Below are 14,155 nucleotides of genomic sequence, written 5' to 3'. Positions count from 1 at the left end.
CTGTTGCACAGCGAGCGAGGGCCCGTAAGTGGTTTGGCAACACCCGATCCGGTGGTGTCGAGGGCACATGCCCAAGGCATGGGACACGCGGCATTTCCGTGGCGCATAAGGAGGCCGCCTCCGGCGCGCGGGCCCCGAACGGGCACTCGAACGGGACGTGAAGGGGGGTGGCCCCCCCCGGCGGGGTCCGGTGGTGAGGCGGTGGTGATCCGGTGGGCAGGCGTCCGGTCAGGTCGCGCGGGCGCTCGCGGGCCCGGAGAGGGCAATTCGGACACGACTCGGCGGAATGCTTCGCTCCAGGTAGGCTGCGGGCGCTCGAAGACCCGAATCACCGCTGTTCACCAGGCATAGCCCTGATGGACACCGGCAAGAATGCCGGACGATGGAAATCCCGTTGCCAGCCGACTCCCCGCACCGGATGCTGACCCCATGTTCGAACCAGACATAGCGCCCAGCGGCACCCTGCTCGGCCTCCTTCAGCGAGGCCGCGGCGACGGGACCCTGCATGCCCTCGCGGCGCCGCGGGCGGAGGCGCTCGCGGCGCTGTACCACTGCGTGCTGCACGACCCCAGGCGGGACTGGCAGGTCGAGAACCGCTCGCTCTACTACGCCCGCCTGTGTCTGGACCTCGACGCCGGGCTCGACGAGCTCGCCGAGCACCTCTTCCACCCCGTCGACCTCCTCGACACCGCCGAGGAGCGCACCGGCCTCACCCTGGCCGTCCTCGGCCACCTCGCCTCCTACGGCCGCCAGGACGCCCTCCTGCTGCTGCGCCGCTACGCCATCTCCGGCGCGAACTGGGCCTGGGCCCTCGACGAGCTCGCCCTGCGCGACGACGACGCCGGCCTGCTGGGCCTCGGTGAGAGCGTCCTGGCCCGCTTCCCGCTCGATCCGGAGGGCGAGCGCGCTCTCGCCACCACCGTGCGCGACGCCTTCGAGCCCCGCCCCTGGCGGCTGTGGGCCGACGAGCAGCAGTCCCCGGCGACCGCCGCCCGGGTGCGCGCCGCACAGGAGCAGAGCTCCTTCGACCGCTGGCAGCGCCAGCTCCGCCCCACCGGCCCCCGGCCCGGCTGGAGCGTGCGCGAGGTCCTGGACTGGGCCCAGCAGGGCCTCGCCCTCCATCCCACGCAGCTGCGCCACGTCGCCGCCACCCGGTGCCTGACGGCCGTCGCCGGCCCCGAGGACCGACTGGAGATCATCCAGGCCGCCGCCGCGGGACCCGAGGCCGCCCGCGCCACCGCCCTGCGCTACCTCGCCGAGCACCACGACCCCCAGGCCCTCGACCTCATCGAGGCCGCCGCCGCCGATCCCGTCGAGCTGGTCGCGGAAGCCGCCGTCACCGCCTTCGACCGCATGCGTTCCACCGCCGCCCTGGAACGGGCCCGCGCCTGGATCCACCGCACCGATGCCCTCGGCGCCGCCGCGGCCGGCATGATCGCCTGCCGGGGCGGGCAGTACGACTCCGCGCTCGTGCTGAGCGCCCTGCGCCGGACCGTCCGGGCCGAGGGGCCCGACGCCCCGGTGCTGTGGGACCTCGTCCAGGGCGCCGGGCGCCTGTCGATCGGCTGCGCCGCGCCCGTACTGCGGCACATCTACCGCGAGACGTGCTCCTCCCACCTGCGCGGCCGTACGGCCCGCGCGCTGGCCGCCACGGATCCGTCCTTCGGCCGCGGCTTCGCCGTCGAGTGCCTGTGGGACTGCGAGGAGACGACCCGCGAGCTCGCGGCCCACCACGCCACGACGGCCGACGCCCGGGTCGTGGACCAGCTGCGCAGGCTCGCCGCCGATCCGGCCGAGGAGGACGAGGTGCAGACCGCCGTCCGCAGCCGTTTTGGTCCGGAGGCGCCCTCGGCGGGATGATTCCCGGCATGAAGTCCAAGATCATATCGAGTGTCCTGCCGAGGGCCGGCGCACTGCTGCTGTCGTGCGCCGCGGTGTCCGTCCTGCTCGCCCCGCAGCTCGGCTCCGTGGCGGAGGCCAGGCCCCGGCCGGCGGCCACCGCCCCGGGCGGGGCGACCGCCGTCGTGCGGATCACCGAGGGACAGGTGGGGGAGGCCGCGCCGGGCGGCACGATCCTCTATCCGAGCGTGACCAGCTGCCTGACCGTGACCGTCCGCCTGGGCGACGGCGCCAGGGCCGGTGCCCACGCCAGTCTGTTCCGGGTGCCGGGTGAGTACCGCTCCGACGAGATCCTCGCCGCCCTCAAGCGGCGCGTGGGCGACCGGCCGGTGAGCGCCGTCGAGGTCAGGGGCGCGACCGGCGCCTGGTACCCCGGCTATTTCGTCAAGGCGATCGAGAGCTACGGCGACGGGGAGAGCGTGCCGTTCCCCACGCGACCCGACCCCGAGGGCATCGCGCGGGCCGTGGCCGACGGTCTGGGGCAGCCCCGCGCCGCGGTGACGGTCGAGGACCTGCCCGACGGGGACATCGCGGTGGGCTGAGGCAGCCGGCCGCCGACCGTAAATCTGGTCACGGTGGGCGCGCGAGCGTGCGAAGCTGGGGCGACAGCCGCCATGACCAGGAGGTTTTTGATGACGGACAGCACCGCGTCCCAGGACGTACCGGAGAACGACACCGACGCCGAGGACGATGTGAAGCGGAAGTTCCGCGAGGCCCTGGAGCGCAAGCGCGGCCAGTCGGCCGACGCGGGTGCCGGTGAGCGGGGCCGTGACGGCTCCAAGATCCACGGCACTCACGGCAAGGCGGGCGGCCAGCGCTCCTTCCGCCGCAAGAGCGGCTGACCGCCCGAAGGGCGCCGACCGCCGTCCGGTTCAGGACCGGCGGCGCTTGAGAGCCTTCCGCACGTAGTGGACGGCCAGTGCGATCAGCACCAGCACGAGCACCACGACCAGGATCATCACCACGATCAGGACGATCCCGAGCTTCTTGAAGAAGCTCTTCTTCTTCTTTTTCTTCGGCTTCGCGAGCGTGGTCTTACGGTCCTTGTCGGCCCGCTGGTGGTGCGAGGAGGCCAGGACCGGCTCCGACTCGGCGGTGTCCGCCGTCACGGCGGACGTGGCGGCGGTGCCGGCGGCCACCTGGACCTGACCGGTCGCGGCTGCCGGACGGGCGGGGCTCTCGGCCGCCGCCGGCGAGACCAGCAGCGCCGCGGCCATGGCCAGGACCGCGAGGACCACTGCCCGGCGGTTCCGGCGCCGCAGGGCGGGCGCCCCCGCCTCCGGACCGCCCTGCCGCGCGTCGTGATTCAGCTCGGTGTTCATCCATGCCCCCATAAGGTGCTCCTGGGTTTTTCTCGTACGTGCTTCACGGCCCCGGCACCCGAACCCCGTCAGGGGTCCGGCCGCCGGAGCGCGGCCCCATTATCCGCACACTCGGAGGGTCGCCATCAGGGCGCATGGTGGCTCATTCCGGAGTGCCGGGTTTGCGGAGCCCATTCGCGGCGATATCGGCGGGAAGGCCGGCCGGCCGCCGGGGACGGCGAGGTGCGACGGCGGTGGCGGGTGCGTTCACCGGGCCGTTCGGGGAGGCCGTGGCCGGGCGCGGCGGATCATTTCCTCGCGGCCAGTTCCTTGTCCAGCCAGCGCAGCACGACCGGATACTCCTCGCGCCAGGTCTGGAAATTGTGGCCGCCCTCGTCGCGGACGAGCCGGGCGACCCTGGTCGGCGCCTTGGCCTTGTCCGCGAAGGTCAGGGTGGGCCGGTAGTTCTCCTCGCCCGACTTGCTGGTCGACAGCAGCAGGGACACCGGCGGCGGGGGCATGTGCTCGACGCGCCAGATCAGGTCGTTCTCGCTCTTGTACTGCTTGCTCCCGGCGTAGAGGTCGCCGGTCCTGCCGTCCTGGCGGGCGAAGTAGTCGGCGGACAGGCCCGCCGCGGCGCCGTACCGGGCGGGGTCGGTCATGGCGAGCTTCAACGCGCAATAGCCGCCCGTGGAGTTGCCCACGGCGCCCCAGCTGCCCGGCGCGTCCGCCGCGCGGTACTGCGCGGAGACGGCCAGGGGCAGATCCTGGTCGAAGAAGGTCAGGGCCTGCGGGCCGCCGGGCACGTCGGTGCAGTTGGTGTCGCGGTCGGCGACGACCGAGGGCCGCACCAGCAGGTAGATGGTCGGCCGGATCTCCTTGGCCATGATGGCGGCGGACGCGGCCTGCGGAACCTTCAGCTGCGTGATGAGGTTCTTCGACACCCCCGGCTGACCGGTGATCACGACCACCACGGGGAACTTCTCCTTGGCGTGCTCCTTCTGGAAGTACTGCGGCGGCAGGTAGGCATAGCCGTCCATGCCCAGTCCGCTGACGGGCCCGCGTATCTCGATCCGGTCGACCTGGCCGGCCTTCTCCCGGGTGCCCTGCAGGCCGATGGACTCCTGGCCCTTCACGGTGAGCGCGGGCGGGCGTTCGCCCTTCCCGCCCGCCTCCCGCAGCTCCTGGCGGCTGGAGGCGCGCCCGAGGAGCTCGTTCCAGGTGGAGTAGAAGCCGAACCGGTTGTTCGCCTCGACCAGGAGCACGGACAGCACGCAGACCTGGGTCAGTACGAGCAGCCCGAGGCGGGACGCCCACGCGAGAGGACTTCTCCGCGCGGCGCGTGGCCACAGCCACAGCGTCAGGGCGCCCGCCCCGAGGGCGGCGAGCAGGAGCACGGTCAGCAGCGTCTGGGACGTAAGGCCCACGGTGGTCACTCCCTTGGAGGATCTTTCCCCGGGAGACGGGAACCGGCCGTGAGGGGTTCGCCTCGATGTCCCTTTCCCCGCTTTCGGCGTGCGGAGCGAGGCGGGTCCCTACGCCTCCCGCAGCAGCCTCTCCTCGGTCTCCGGGGCGAGCCCGAGCACGGGACGGTCCGGCCGCTGGGGAGCCACTCCGCCCAGCTCGCTGAGCCATGCCCAGGTGTCGGCCACCGTCTCCTCGACGGGCCGGCACCGCAGCCCGCTCGCCAGGGCCTTGTCCACCGCACCCTGGTGCAGGACGTCGTAGAGCTCGCCCGGCGGCACCCAGACCGGCAGGTCCGTCCAGGGCTCGACGCCCGCCGCGAGGATCGCCTCCGGCTCGGTCCAGCGCAGCCGTGCGTCGGAGCCGGTGACCCGCACGCAGCTCTCCAGGAACTCGCCCGTCGTGGTGTGGCCGGGCGGGCTGATGAGGTTGTACGGGCCGCCGAGCCCCTTCTCCAGGGCGTCGAGGGTCCACTCGGCGAGGTCGCGGGAGTCGATGTACTGCAGGCCCAGGTCCCGCGGCCCGGGAGCGAGGACCGGTCCGCCGCGGGCGATCCGGTTGAGCCACCACGGCAGGCGGCCGATGTTCTCCCGGGGGCCGAGGATCAGCCCGGCCCGCACCAGCAGCGCCCGGTCGCCGAAGGCGCCGGCCGCGGCCAGCTCGCCACCGCGCTTGGCCTGCGCGTACTCCACCTCGCCGGCGTCGGGCGAGCCGTCCACCACCGGGTGGTCCTCGTCGTGTCCGGCCGGCGAGGGGAAGGTGTACACCGATCCGCTGGAGATGTACGCGTACCGCCCGGCGCGGTCCGCGAGCGCCCGCGCCGCGTCCCGCACGGCCGAGGGCGCGCCCGACCAGGTGTCGACGACGGCGTCCCACTCGCCCGCGCCCAGCGCCGTGAGCCCCTCCGGCGCCGTCCGGTCGCCGCGCAGGGCGGCCGCGCCCGCCGGCGGTGCGTGGTGACCGCGGTGGAAGACGGTCACCTCCCAGCCGCGTGCCAGGGCCGCCTCCGTGACGGCGTATCCCACGAACTCCGTACCGCCCAATATCAAAAGCCTCATCCCGCAAACCTGCCCCGAGGGATCACACTTGGGAAGCACTCCACGCTCTGAGCGGAATCGCCAGGAGCGGACGGCGGCCCCGGGGCCCGGCCCCTTCGCGCGGCGGCGGGACGCGCGGCCGGCGCACCGAAAGAGAGGGCAACCTTACTGAGAGGGGAGCCAGTTGGTTCCGGTTGCGTGCCGTGCCGGACGCCGGTGGCGAGGCCGTGGGCCGCGGGTGGGTGATGTATCCGGCGATGAGCGGATGCAACAGGCAAGCCGGACAGCCGTCATCAGGCCGATCTCCGGGTGCCCCGTTTTTTGAGGTGCCTCTGAGGTTCCGGATGGGAGCTCCGTACCGGGCCGCGGTGCGCATCACTGTCACCACAGGTCACCGGGGCGATGACGCGAGGAGGCACCGGAGTCGTACGGACCCTCCTCCGGTGGGCGGTCGCGCCATGGCCCGGTCAATTCCGGCCAGGTCGCCGTGAACGCCGCCGGGGCTACTCGGCAGTGGGCCAGCGCGGCCCCCGGGCATGGCGCACTATATGGCTGGGCGGTCGAGAGGCAGCGGTGTCTCTCGGAGCCGCGGCACAGCTGTGCCCGGCCGCCCGGACACCGTCGTACGGCCCCGGCTCCGGGCCGTGCGGCTCGGGTGCGGACATCGGTGTGCGCACCGGGGGGAGCAGGCGGTCGCGTGGGGAGGCGCGATCGTGCTGGGGGCCGTGTCATGGGGACCATTCGAGGTATGGAGCGGCCCGCCGGGTGACGGCGCGCCCGCTCGTACACGTCATGACCGGACGGCGGCGCATTTCTGCGCGACGTGCCGTTCTGGGGGGAGAATCCAATGGGTCGTACGACCCGTCTTGCCGCGGCGTGCGCCGCCGGAGTCCTGCTCACGATGGCCGTGCCGCTGAGCGGCGCCCACGCCGCCGACGCGCCGAGGGTCGACCTGAGGCTGCTCGTCGTCGATGACGGCGGCCCCGCCACCGAGGCGATACGCGCCGAACTCGACGACGCCGGCACCCCGTACACCACGGTCGACCTCACCGAATCCGGGCGGCCGCGCGTCGACGAGGCGTTCCTCAGCGACACGGTGGAGGGCAGACCACGGGCGAAGTTCCAGGGCGTCGTGCTGCCCAACGACAATCCCTTCGGGGCCGGTTCGCCGGAGATGGCTGCCCTGGCGTCGTACGAGAAGCGCTTCGGCATACGGCAGGTCGACGCCTACGCCTACGCCCGGCCGGCCGTGGGCCTCAACACCCCACAGGACGCCGGCTACAGCGGTCCGCTCGACGGGAAGACCGCGCAGGTGACCGCGGAGGGCACCACCGCCACAGGGCCGTTCGGCTACCTCAGGAAAAACGTTCCCTTCGAGGACAACGACACCACCGTCAACGAGAGTTACGGCTACCTCGCCACACCCCTGGAGAAGCAGGCGGACGGCGCGAAGTACACCAGTTTCCTCGACGCGCCCATCCCCGGCGGCACGGCCCGGGGCTCGCTCATCGGCCAGTACGACCACGACGGCCGCAGCGAACTGGTCGTCACCTTCGTCGCCAACCAGTACCAGACGCAGTTCCGGCTGGTCTCGCGCGGCATCGTCGAGTGGGTCACCCGGGGCGTCCACCTGGGCGCCTCCCGCAGCTACCTGGGCGTGCACGTTGATGACGTCTTCGCCTCCGACGACCGCTGGGACACCAAGCTCAAGTGCACCCCCGGCGACGTCGACTGCCCCGGTAACCCCAGTCCCGACAAGCCCTCCCTCCGGATGACCGCGGCCGACGCCGTCTACGCCAAACAGTGGTCGCAGAGCCACGGCCTCACCCTGGACCTGGCCTACAACGGCGTCGGCAGCGAGGAATACAAGGCGGAGCACGGCGGGGCGCCCGACCCGCTCCTCCAGCAGCTCACCGCCGACCAGAAGTCCTACCGCTGGATCAACCACACCTACACCCACGCCTTCCTGGGCTGCGTGCAGAACACCACGACTGTCCCCTGGAAGTGCGCCACCGACTTCCTCGGCCGGACGCAGTGGGTCCCCCGCCAGATGATCGGCGGCCAGATCAACGACAACCTCACCTGGGCGGCCCGCCAGGGCCTGATCCTCGACAAGGACGAGCTGGTGACCGGTGAGCACTCCGGTCTCAAGACCCTGCCCCAGCAGCCGAGCGACAACCCCGAACTCGCGCCCGTCCTCGCCCAGAGCGGCGTCACCTGGATCGCCAGCGACAACTCCCGCGAGCCCCAGCAGCGCCCGGTCGGCTCCGCCCTGACCGTGCCCCGCTACCCCATGAACGTCTACTACAACGTCGGCACCGCCGCCGAGCAGACCGACGAATACAACTGGCTCTACACCAAGAAGGCCGACGGCGGCAGCGGCATCTGCGAGAACTCCACGACGACCACCTGCCTCAAGGCACCGCTGGACGTCACCACGGGCTTCGCCTCCTACATCACGCCCCTGGAGGCCCGCATCGCGCTGGGCCACGTCCTCGCCAACAACCCGCGCCCGCACTTCATGCATCAGTCGAACCTCGCCGAGGAGCGGATCGGCTACAAGGTCCTGGAGAAGGTCCTCGGCGACTACAAGGGCCTCTTCGCCGACAACACCCCGCTGGTCAACCTCCGCATGCGCGACATCGGCACCGAGATGAGCAAGCGGGCCGCCTGGAAGACCGCGCTCACCGCCGGCAAGGTCACCGCCCACCGGATCGGCACCGCCGTCACCGTCAGCGCCCCCGCCGGCGTACAGGCCACCGTGACCCTGCCCGACGGCACCGTGCGGACCGGTACCACCGACGCCTTCGGCACCGCCTACGCCGGGGCACGTTCCGGGTGGGCCGCCCCCGCCGCCGGCCAGACCCAGCTCTCCTTCACCCTGCCGGCCGACGCCACGCCGCCCGCCCGCGCCGTCCCGTCGCGCACCGCACCGGTCCAGGCTCCGGCCGCGTCGCTGCCCGTACCCAAGGGCGTCACCCAGCGCGTCCCGTACGGGCCGGCCGACGCCGCCCGCCGATGACCCCGGTCCCGCTCGCTCCGCGCACCACCCCGAGCCGCGCCCTCTTTGGAGAGAACCGACTTTCATGCACGGACCGCTTGCCGAAACGGCATCCGACACTCCCTCGGTGACCCTGCTCACCGAAGGCACCTACCCGCACAGTCACGGCGGAGTGAGCGTGTGGTGCGACCAGCTGGTCCAGGGCATGCCCGACGTCGACTTCCGGATCATCGCCGTGACGGGCACCGGCCGGGAATCGCTCGCCTGGGACCTCCCCTCCCACGTCCGCAGCGTCCGGACGCACCCGCTGTGGGGACCGCCGCCCGCCGGCCGGGCCCCGCGCGGCCGCGACCTGCGCGACCTCCTCACCGCCTACGAACTCTTCCTGCTGACCCTCCTCGACCCCGACCAGGAGCGCCACTTCCCGCGGGCCTTCTACCGGCTGGCCGAGTACGCCGCGGCCGGCACCCTCGCCCCGGCCCTGCGCGGCGAGGCCGCGGCCCGCACGCTCGTACGCCTGTGGAAGCGCCCCGGCCTCGCCACGGCCGCCGCGCGCCCCACGCTCCACGACGCGCTGCTGGCCACCGACCTGCTGGAGCACGCGCTGCGCCCGCTCGCCGCGGACCCGCCCGCCGAAGGGGTCACCCACGCGGTGAGCGGCGGACTCGCCGCACTGCCCGGCCTGATCGCCCACCACCGCCACGGCACGCCCTTCCTCCTCACCGAACACGGCATCTATCTGCGCGAGCGCTACCTCGGCTTCCGCGCCGAGCCCTACCGGTGGCCCGTCAAGGCCCTGATGCTGGGGCTGTTCCGGATGCTCGCGGTGGAGAGCTACCGGGTCGCCGCCCTCGTCACCCCCGGCAACCGCTACAACCGGCGCTGGGAGGAACACGGCGGCACCCCGCCCGAGCGCATCCGCACCGTCTACAACGGCGTCGACCCGGCGGCGTTCCCGCCCGCCGGACCGGAGCCGGACGTCCCCACGCTCAGCTGGGCCGGGCGCGTCGACCCGATCAAGGGCCTGGAGACCCTGATCCGCGCCTTCGCCCTCGTACGGGCCGAGATCCCCGCCGCCCGGCTGCGGCTCTTCGGCGGCACCCCGCGCGGCGGCGAGGGCTACCGCACCGCCTGCGAGAAGCTCGCCGCCGAACTCGGCGTCGCCGAGGCCGTCGTCTTCGAGGGCCGCGTCGAGGACATCCGCGACGCCTACGCCGCCGGCAACATCGTGATGCTCTCCAGCATCAGCGAGGGCTTCCCCTTCACCCTGATCGAGGCCATGTCCTGCGGGCGCGCGACCGTCTCCACCGACGTGGGCGGAGTGCGCGAGGCGGTCGGCGACAGCGGGCTGGTCGTACCGCCCCGCGACCCCGAGAGCATGGCCAAAGCCGCGCTGACCCTCCTCAACGACCCCGGAACCCGGGCCAGGATGGGCGAGGCGGCCCGGCTCCGGGTCATCGAACAGTTCACCCTCCGCCAGACCATCAACGCCTTCCGCGACATCTACCGCGACCTCGCCGACAGCAGGCGGCAACCGGCCGTCGAGCGCCCCTGGCGCCGCCGGCAGCGCGCACTGCAGCGGGAGGACGCACCCGCCATGGCCATGGCCGCCGGTGATGCGGGATGAGCGGCCTCCTGCGGCTCGTACCGGGCGAGCCCGAACCCGCGCACGACCTGGCCGCCGCCCCGGCGGCCGCCCGCACCAGACCCCGGCCGCAATGGGCGGCGGACCCGATCGACGCGCTCGCCGAGGAACTCGCCGAGGTGTGCGCGGCCGCCGTGCACCCCGACGAGATCGCGGCCGTCCTGGAGGCCGACGGCCTGACCGGCGAACAGATCACCGAACGCTACGGCCGCGGCGACGCCTTCGAGCTGGCGGCGGAACTGTTCGCCCGCGTCCCCCGCGGCCACCCCGAACCCGGCCCGCGCCCCGACCCGTGGAAGGCCCATCCCGGCCGATTCGCCCTGCGGGCCCTGGTGTTCACCCTGCCCGGCTTCGGCTACGCCCTCGGCGCACCGCTGATGACCGGCGCCCGGGACGGCTACGGCCTTCCCGCGGGCACCGGCGGCCTCGTCGCCTCCGCGCTCGTGGCCTGGGCCTGGAACCAGGGGCTCGCCCACCGCGCGTACCTGCGCCTGGCCTCGGGCGGCCGGGCCGCGGCGGGCCGCTGCCTGCGCGGGGGAGCACCGCTCGGCGCGGCCCTCGCCACCGCCGCCGCGTTCCTCGCCCCCGGCATCCCCGGCGTCACCGCCTTCGCGGCCGGACAGGCGCTCTACCTGGCCGCGGCCACCGTACTGCTGGTACTGGGCCGCGAACGGCTGCTGCTGCTCACTCTGGCCCCCACCGCCGCCGGCGGCATCCTGCTCCTCGTCCTCCCCCTGCCGTCCGCCCTGCGGATCGCGCTGCTGCTCCTCACCCTCGGCGGCGTGCTCGGCTCGGCGGCCCACGAGATCCGGCGCACCCGCGACGACGGCGAGAAGGCCCCCGCGCCCCCCGCCCTCTCGCCGCTCGCCTCCCTCCCGTACGGCCTGTTCGGTCTCGGCTGCGGCGTGCTGACGACGCTGGCCGCCCTCGGCGACGTCCTGCGCCACAGCCCCGGCGCCACCACCGCGGGTGCCGCCGTCATCGCGCTCACCCTCAGTATGGGAGCCGCGGAATGGCTGCTCTACCGCTGCCGGAGCCTGGCACTCAAGGCCCTCGCCCGCACCACGAGCCCCCGGGGACTGCTGATCGCGGTGGTCCGCGTGCTCGCCCTGTGCGTGGCCGGATATCTCGGCGCCCTCTGCGTTCTCGCCCTGGCGGCCGGGGCGTTGTGGCAGGATGGCCCGCCCCTGACCGCGCCACGCCTTTCGGCGCTGCTGGCGCTGGGGGCGGTCCTGTGGACCGGACTGCTGCTCCAGGCATTCGGCGCCGCCTGGGCCCCCGCCGCGCTGTGTCTGAGCGCGGCCGGGGCGGAGACGGCCGCGCTCACTCTGGACATCTCGGCCCCGGTCACCGTTCAACTCGTCGTCTGTACCTGCACGGCGGCCGCCCTTCTCGCCGTCGCCACCGGCCTGCTCGGCCGGCTCACCACGCACCGCTGACGCACCGCCCGCACCGCACCCGCCTACGCACCGCACCTGCCCCGCGCTCCCCAAGGAGATCCAGCATGCCCGCACCCGCACCCGTCGCCGTCACCGGCGCGGAGGGATTCATCGGCTCGCACCTGGTCGAGGCGCTCGTCGCCTCCGGCCACCGGGTACGGGCGATGGTGCAGTACAACTCCTTCTCCTCCTACGGCTGGCTGGAGACCCTCGACGAAGAGGTGATGTCCCAGGTCGACGTCGTCCTCGGTGACGTCCGCGACCCCGGCTCGGTCAACGGCCTCCTGGCCGGCACCGAGGCGGTCTACCACCTCGCCGCGCTCATCGCGATCCCGTACTCCTACCGCGCACCGCACAGCTACGTCGAGACCAACGTCACCGGCACCCTCAACGTCCTCGAAGCCGTACGCCACCTGGGCATACCGCGCCTGGTCCACACCTCCACCAGCGAGACCTACGGCACCGCGCAGACCGTGCCCATCTCCGAGGACCACCCCATCAACACCCAGTCGCCGTACGCCGCCTCCAAGGCCGGCGGCGACCGCCTCGCCGACAGCTACCACGCCAGCTTCGCCCTCCCCGTGGTCACCCTGCGGCCCTTCAACACCTTCGGCCCCCGCCAGTCCATGCGCGCCGTCATCCCCACCGTCATCGGCCAGGTCGCGGCCGGCGAGCGCGAGATCACCCTCGGGGACCTCCGGCCCACCCGCGACTTCAGCTACGTCAAGGACACCGTGGCCGCCTTCCTCGCCGTCGGCACCGCACCCGCCGACCTCGTCGTCGGCCGCACCTTCAACGCCGGCACCGGCGAGGAGATCTCCATCGGCGACCTGGTCACCCTGATCGGCAAGATCATGGACACCGACCTCGACGTCCGCGCCGACCCCGAGCGCATCCGGCCCGCCGCCTCCGAGGTGATGCGGCTCGTCTGCGACGCCCAACGGCTGCGCACCGCCACCGGCTGGGCCCCCGCCCACACCCTCGAACAGGGCCTCGCCCACACCGTCGACTTCTTCCGCGACCCGCAGAACCTCGCCCGGTACAAGGCCGGCATCTACAACGTCTGACGCGGAGCACCGCTCGCCCCGACGTCACCAACGCAGAGAGGACGGCACCCATGCACGCAGTCATACTTGCCGGAGGCAAGGGCGTGCGGCTCCGGCCGTACACCACCGCACTGCCCAAGCCGCTCGTTCCCATCGGCGAGGAGCACGCGATCCTGGAGATCGTGATGCGCCAGCTGGCCGGCGCGGGATTCACCAGCTGCACCCTGGCCATCGGACACCTCGGCCACATCATCCGCGCCTACGTCGGCGACGGCTCCCAGTGGGGCATGACGGTCGACTACACCACCGAGGAAAGCCCACTGGGCACCATCGGGCCGCTGCTCACCATGATCGACCGGCTGCCCGAGCACTTCGTCGCGATGAACGGCGACATCCTCACCGACCTCGACTTCGGCGACGTCCACCGCACCCACGTGGCCTCCGGAGCGCCGCTCACCATCGCCACGTACGCCCGCCAGGTCAACATCGACTTCGGTGTCCTGACCACCGACTCCGGCAGAGTCGTCGCATTCGCCGAGAAGCCCAGCATGGACTACCGCGTCTCCATGGGCGTCTACGGCGTCTCCCGCTCCGCCCTCACCCGCTACACGCCCGGCCTGCCGCTGGGCTTCGACGAACTGGTCCTGGACATGCTGGCGGACAACTGCCCGCCGCACGCCTACGAGTTCGACGGGTACTGGCTCGACATCGGCCGCCCCGACGACTACGACCGGGCCAACCGGGAATTCTCCCTGCACCGCGACATGCTGATCAAGGGAGCGTGACCGGACCGCATGCGCATTCTCGTCCTGGGCACCACCGGCTTCCTGGGCCGGCACGCCGTCGAGAGCCTGCGCGCCCTTCCGGGCGCGCGGGTGCTCGACGGCGGCCGCGCCCCCGGCGCCGCCCTGCCCGTCGACCTGGCCACCGCCGACCCGGCCCGGCTGGCCGCCGCACTGCGCGAGGCAGCACCGCACACCGTCGTCAACTGCGCGGGCGCGGTCGGCGGCAGCGCGGTGGCCCTCACCGGCGCCAACGCCCGCGGCCCCGCCGTCCTGTGCGAGGCCCTCCGCGAGGCCGCCCCCCGAACCCGCCTGATCCACCTCGGCTCCGCCGCGGAATACGGCCCCACCGACCGCCCCCTGACCGAGACCGACCCCACCCGGCCCGTCGGCCTCTACGGTGCCACCAAGCTCGCCGGCACCCTCGCGGTCACCGGCTCCGGCCTCGACGCCGTCGTCCTGCGGGTGTTCAACCCCGTCGGCCCCGGCGCGCCCCGCGCCTCCCTGCCCGGCCGGCTGGCCGCCGAACTGCGCCGGGCCG

Annotated in this window: 12 protein-coding genes; 9 read left to right on the top strand and 3 right to left on the bottom strand. The window is 73.1% G+C overall.

Annotated elements, in window-relative coordinates; all coding sequences use genetic code 11:
• The first annotated feature begins 429 nt into the window (after positions 1 to 429).
• The 3 genes from J7E86_RS18355 to J7E86_RS18345 all read left to right on the top strand — a co-directional run bounded on the left by J7E86_RS18355 (position 430) and on the right by J7E86_RS18345 (position 2,741).
• Complete coding sequence (locus tag J7E86_RS18355) at positions 430 to 1,860, top strand: HEAT repeat domain-containing protein (protein WP_215082782.1); 1,431 nt, start codon at positions 430 to 432, stop codon at positions 1,858 to 1,860.
• An 8-nt stretch (positions 1,861 to 1,868) separates the two neighbouring features.
• Entirely contained in the window at positions 1,869 to 2,441 is a 573-nt protein-coding gene (locus J7E86_RS18350; protein ID WP_215082781.1) for a hypothetical protein, read from the top strand.
• 90 nt (positions 2,442 to 2,531) lie between these two features.
• Complete coding sequence (locus tag J7E86_RS18345) at positions 2,532 to 2,741, top strand: DUF5302 domain-containing protein (RefSeq protein WP_215082780.1); 210 nt, start codon at positions 2,532 to 2,534, stop codon at positions 2,739 to 2,741.
• A 30-nt stretch (positions 2,742 to 2,771) separates the two neighbouring features.
• On the opposite strand, the gene J7E86_RS18340 is transcribed toward J7E86_RS18345, so the two are convergent.
• The 3 genes from J7E86_RS18340 to J7E86_RS18330 form a co-directional block, all read right to left on the bottom strand.
• Positions 2,772 to 3,221 carry a hypothetical protein gene (locus tag J7E86_RS18340; RefSeq protein WP_215082779.1) on the bottom strand — a complete coding sequence of 150 codons (450 nt, stop codon included), beginning with the start codon at positions 3,219 to 3,221 and terminating at the stop codon, positions 2,772 to 2,774.
• Positions 3,222 to 3,508: 287 nt separating this feature from the next.
• Positions 3,509 to 4,627, bottom strand: coding sequence for an esterase family protein (locus J7E86_RS18335; RefSeq protein WP_215082778.1), 1,119 nt, complete (start codon positions 4,625 to 4,627; stop codon positions 3,509 to 3,511).
• A 108-nt stretch (positions 4,628 to 4,735) separates the two neighbouring features.
• Complete coding sequence (locus J7E86_RS18330; RefSeq protein WP_215082777.1) at positions 4,736 to 5,722, bottom strand: NAD-dependent epimerase/dehydratase family protein; 987 nt, start codon at positions 5,720 to 5,722, stop codon at positions 4,736 to 4,738.
• Positions 5,723 to 6,548: 826 nt separating this feature from the next.
• Here J7E86_RS18330 and J7E86_RS18325 point away from each other — a divergent pair.
• From J7E86_RS18325 to J7E86_RS18300, 6 genes are all read left to right on the top strand, one after another.
• Positions 6,549 to 8,723 carry a hypothetical protein gene (locus tag J7E86_RS18325; protein WP_215082776.1) on the top strand — a complete coding sequence of 725 codons (2,175 nt, stop codon included), beginning with the start codon at positions 6,549 to 6,551 and terminating at the stop codon, positions 8,721 to 8,723.
• Positions 8,724 to 8,787: 64 nt separating this feature from the next.
• Positions 8,788 to 10,329, top strand: coding sequence for a GT4 family glycosyltransferase PelF (gene pelF, locus J7E86_RS18320; RefSeq protein ID WP_215082775.1), 1,542 nt, complete (start codon positions 8,788 to 8,790; stop codon positions 10,327 to 10,329).
• Positions 10,326 to 11,786, top strand: a complete 1,461-nt coding sequence (locus J7E86_RS18315) for a hypothetical protein (protein ID WP_215082774.1) — start codon at positions 10,326 to 10,328, stop codon at positions 11,784 to 11,786. The genes pelF and J7E86_RS18315 overlap by 4 nt, the downstream gene beginning before the upstream one ends.
• Positions 11,787 to 11,851: 65 nt before the next feature.
• On the top strand, positions 11,852 to 12,853 hold the full coding sequence (locus J7E86_RS18310; RefSeq protein ID WP_215082773.1) for an SDR family NAD(P)-dependent oxidoreductase: 1,002 nt from the start codon (positions 11,852 to 11,854) through the stop codon (positions 12,851 to 12,853).
• Positions 12,854 to 12,903: 50 nt separating this feature from the next.
• Positions 12,904 to 13,617 carry a sugar phosphate nucleotidyltransferase gene (locus J7E86_RS18305; protein WP_215082772.1) on the top strand — a complete coding sequence of 238 codons (714 nt, stop codon included), beginning with the start codon at positions 12,904 to 12,906 and terminating at the stop codon, positions 13,615 to 13,617.
• A gap of 9 nt (positions 13,618 to 13,626) precedes the next feature.
• On the top strand, positions 13,627 to 14,155 hold a 529-nt coding region (locus tag J7E86_RS18300), incomplete at its 3' end, for an NAD(P)-dependent oxidoreductase (RefSeq protein ID WP_215082771.1).

This window comes from Streptomyces sp. ISL-11 (genome assembly GCF_018614525.1).
Taxonomy (GTDB): domain Bacteria; phylum Actinomycetota; class Actinomycetes; order Streptomycetales; family Streptomycetaceae; genus Streptomyces.
This window is presented reverse-complemented; position numbering and strand designations above follow the sequence as displayed.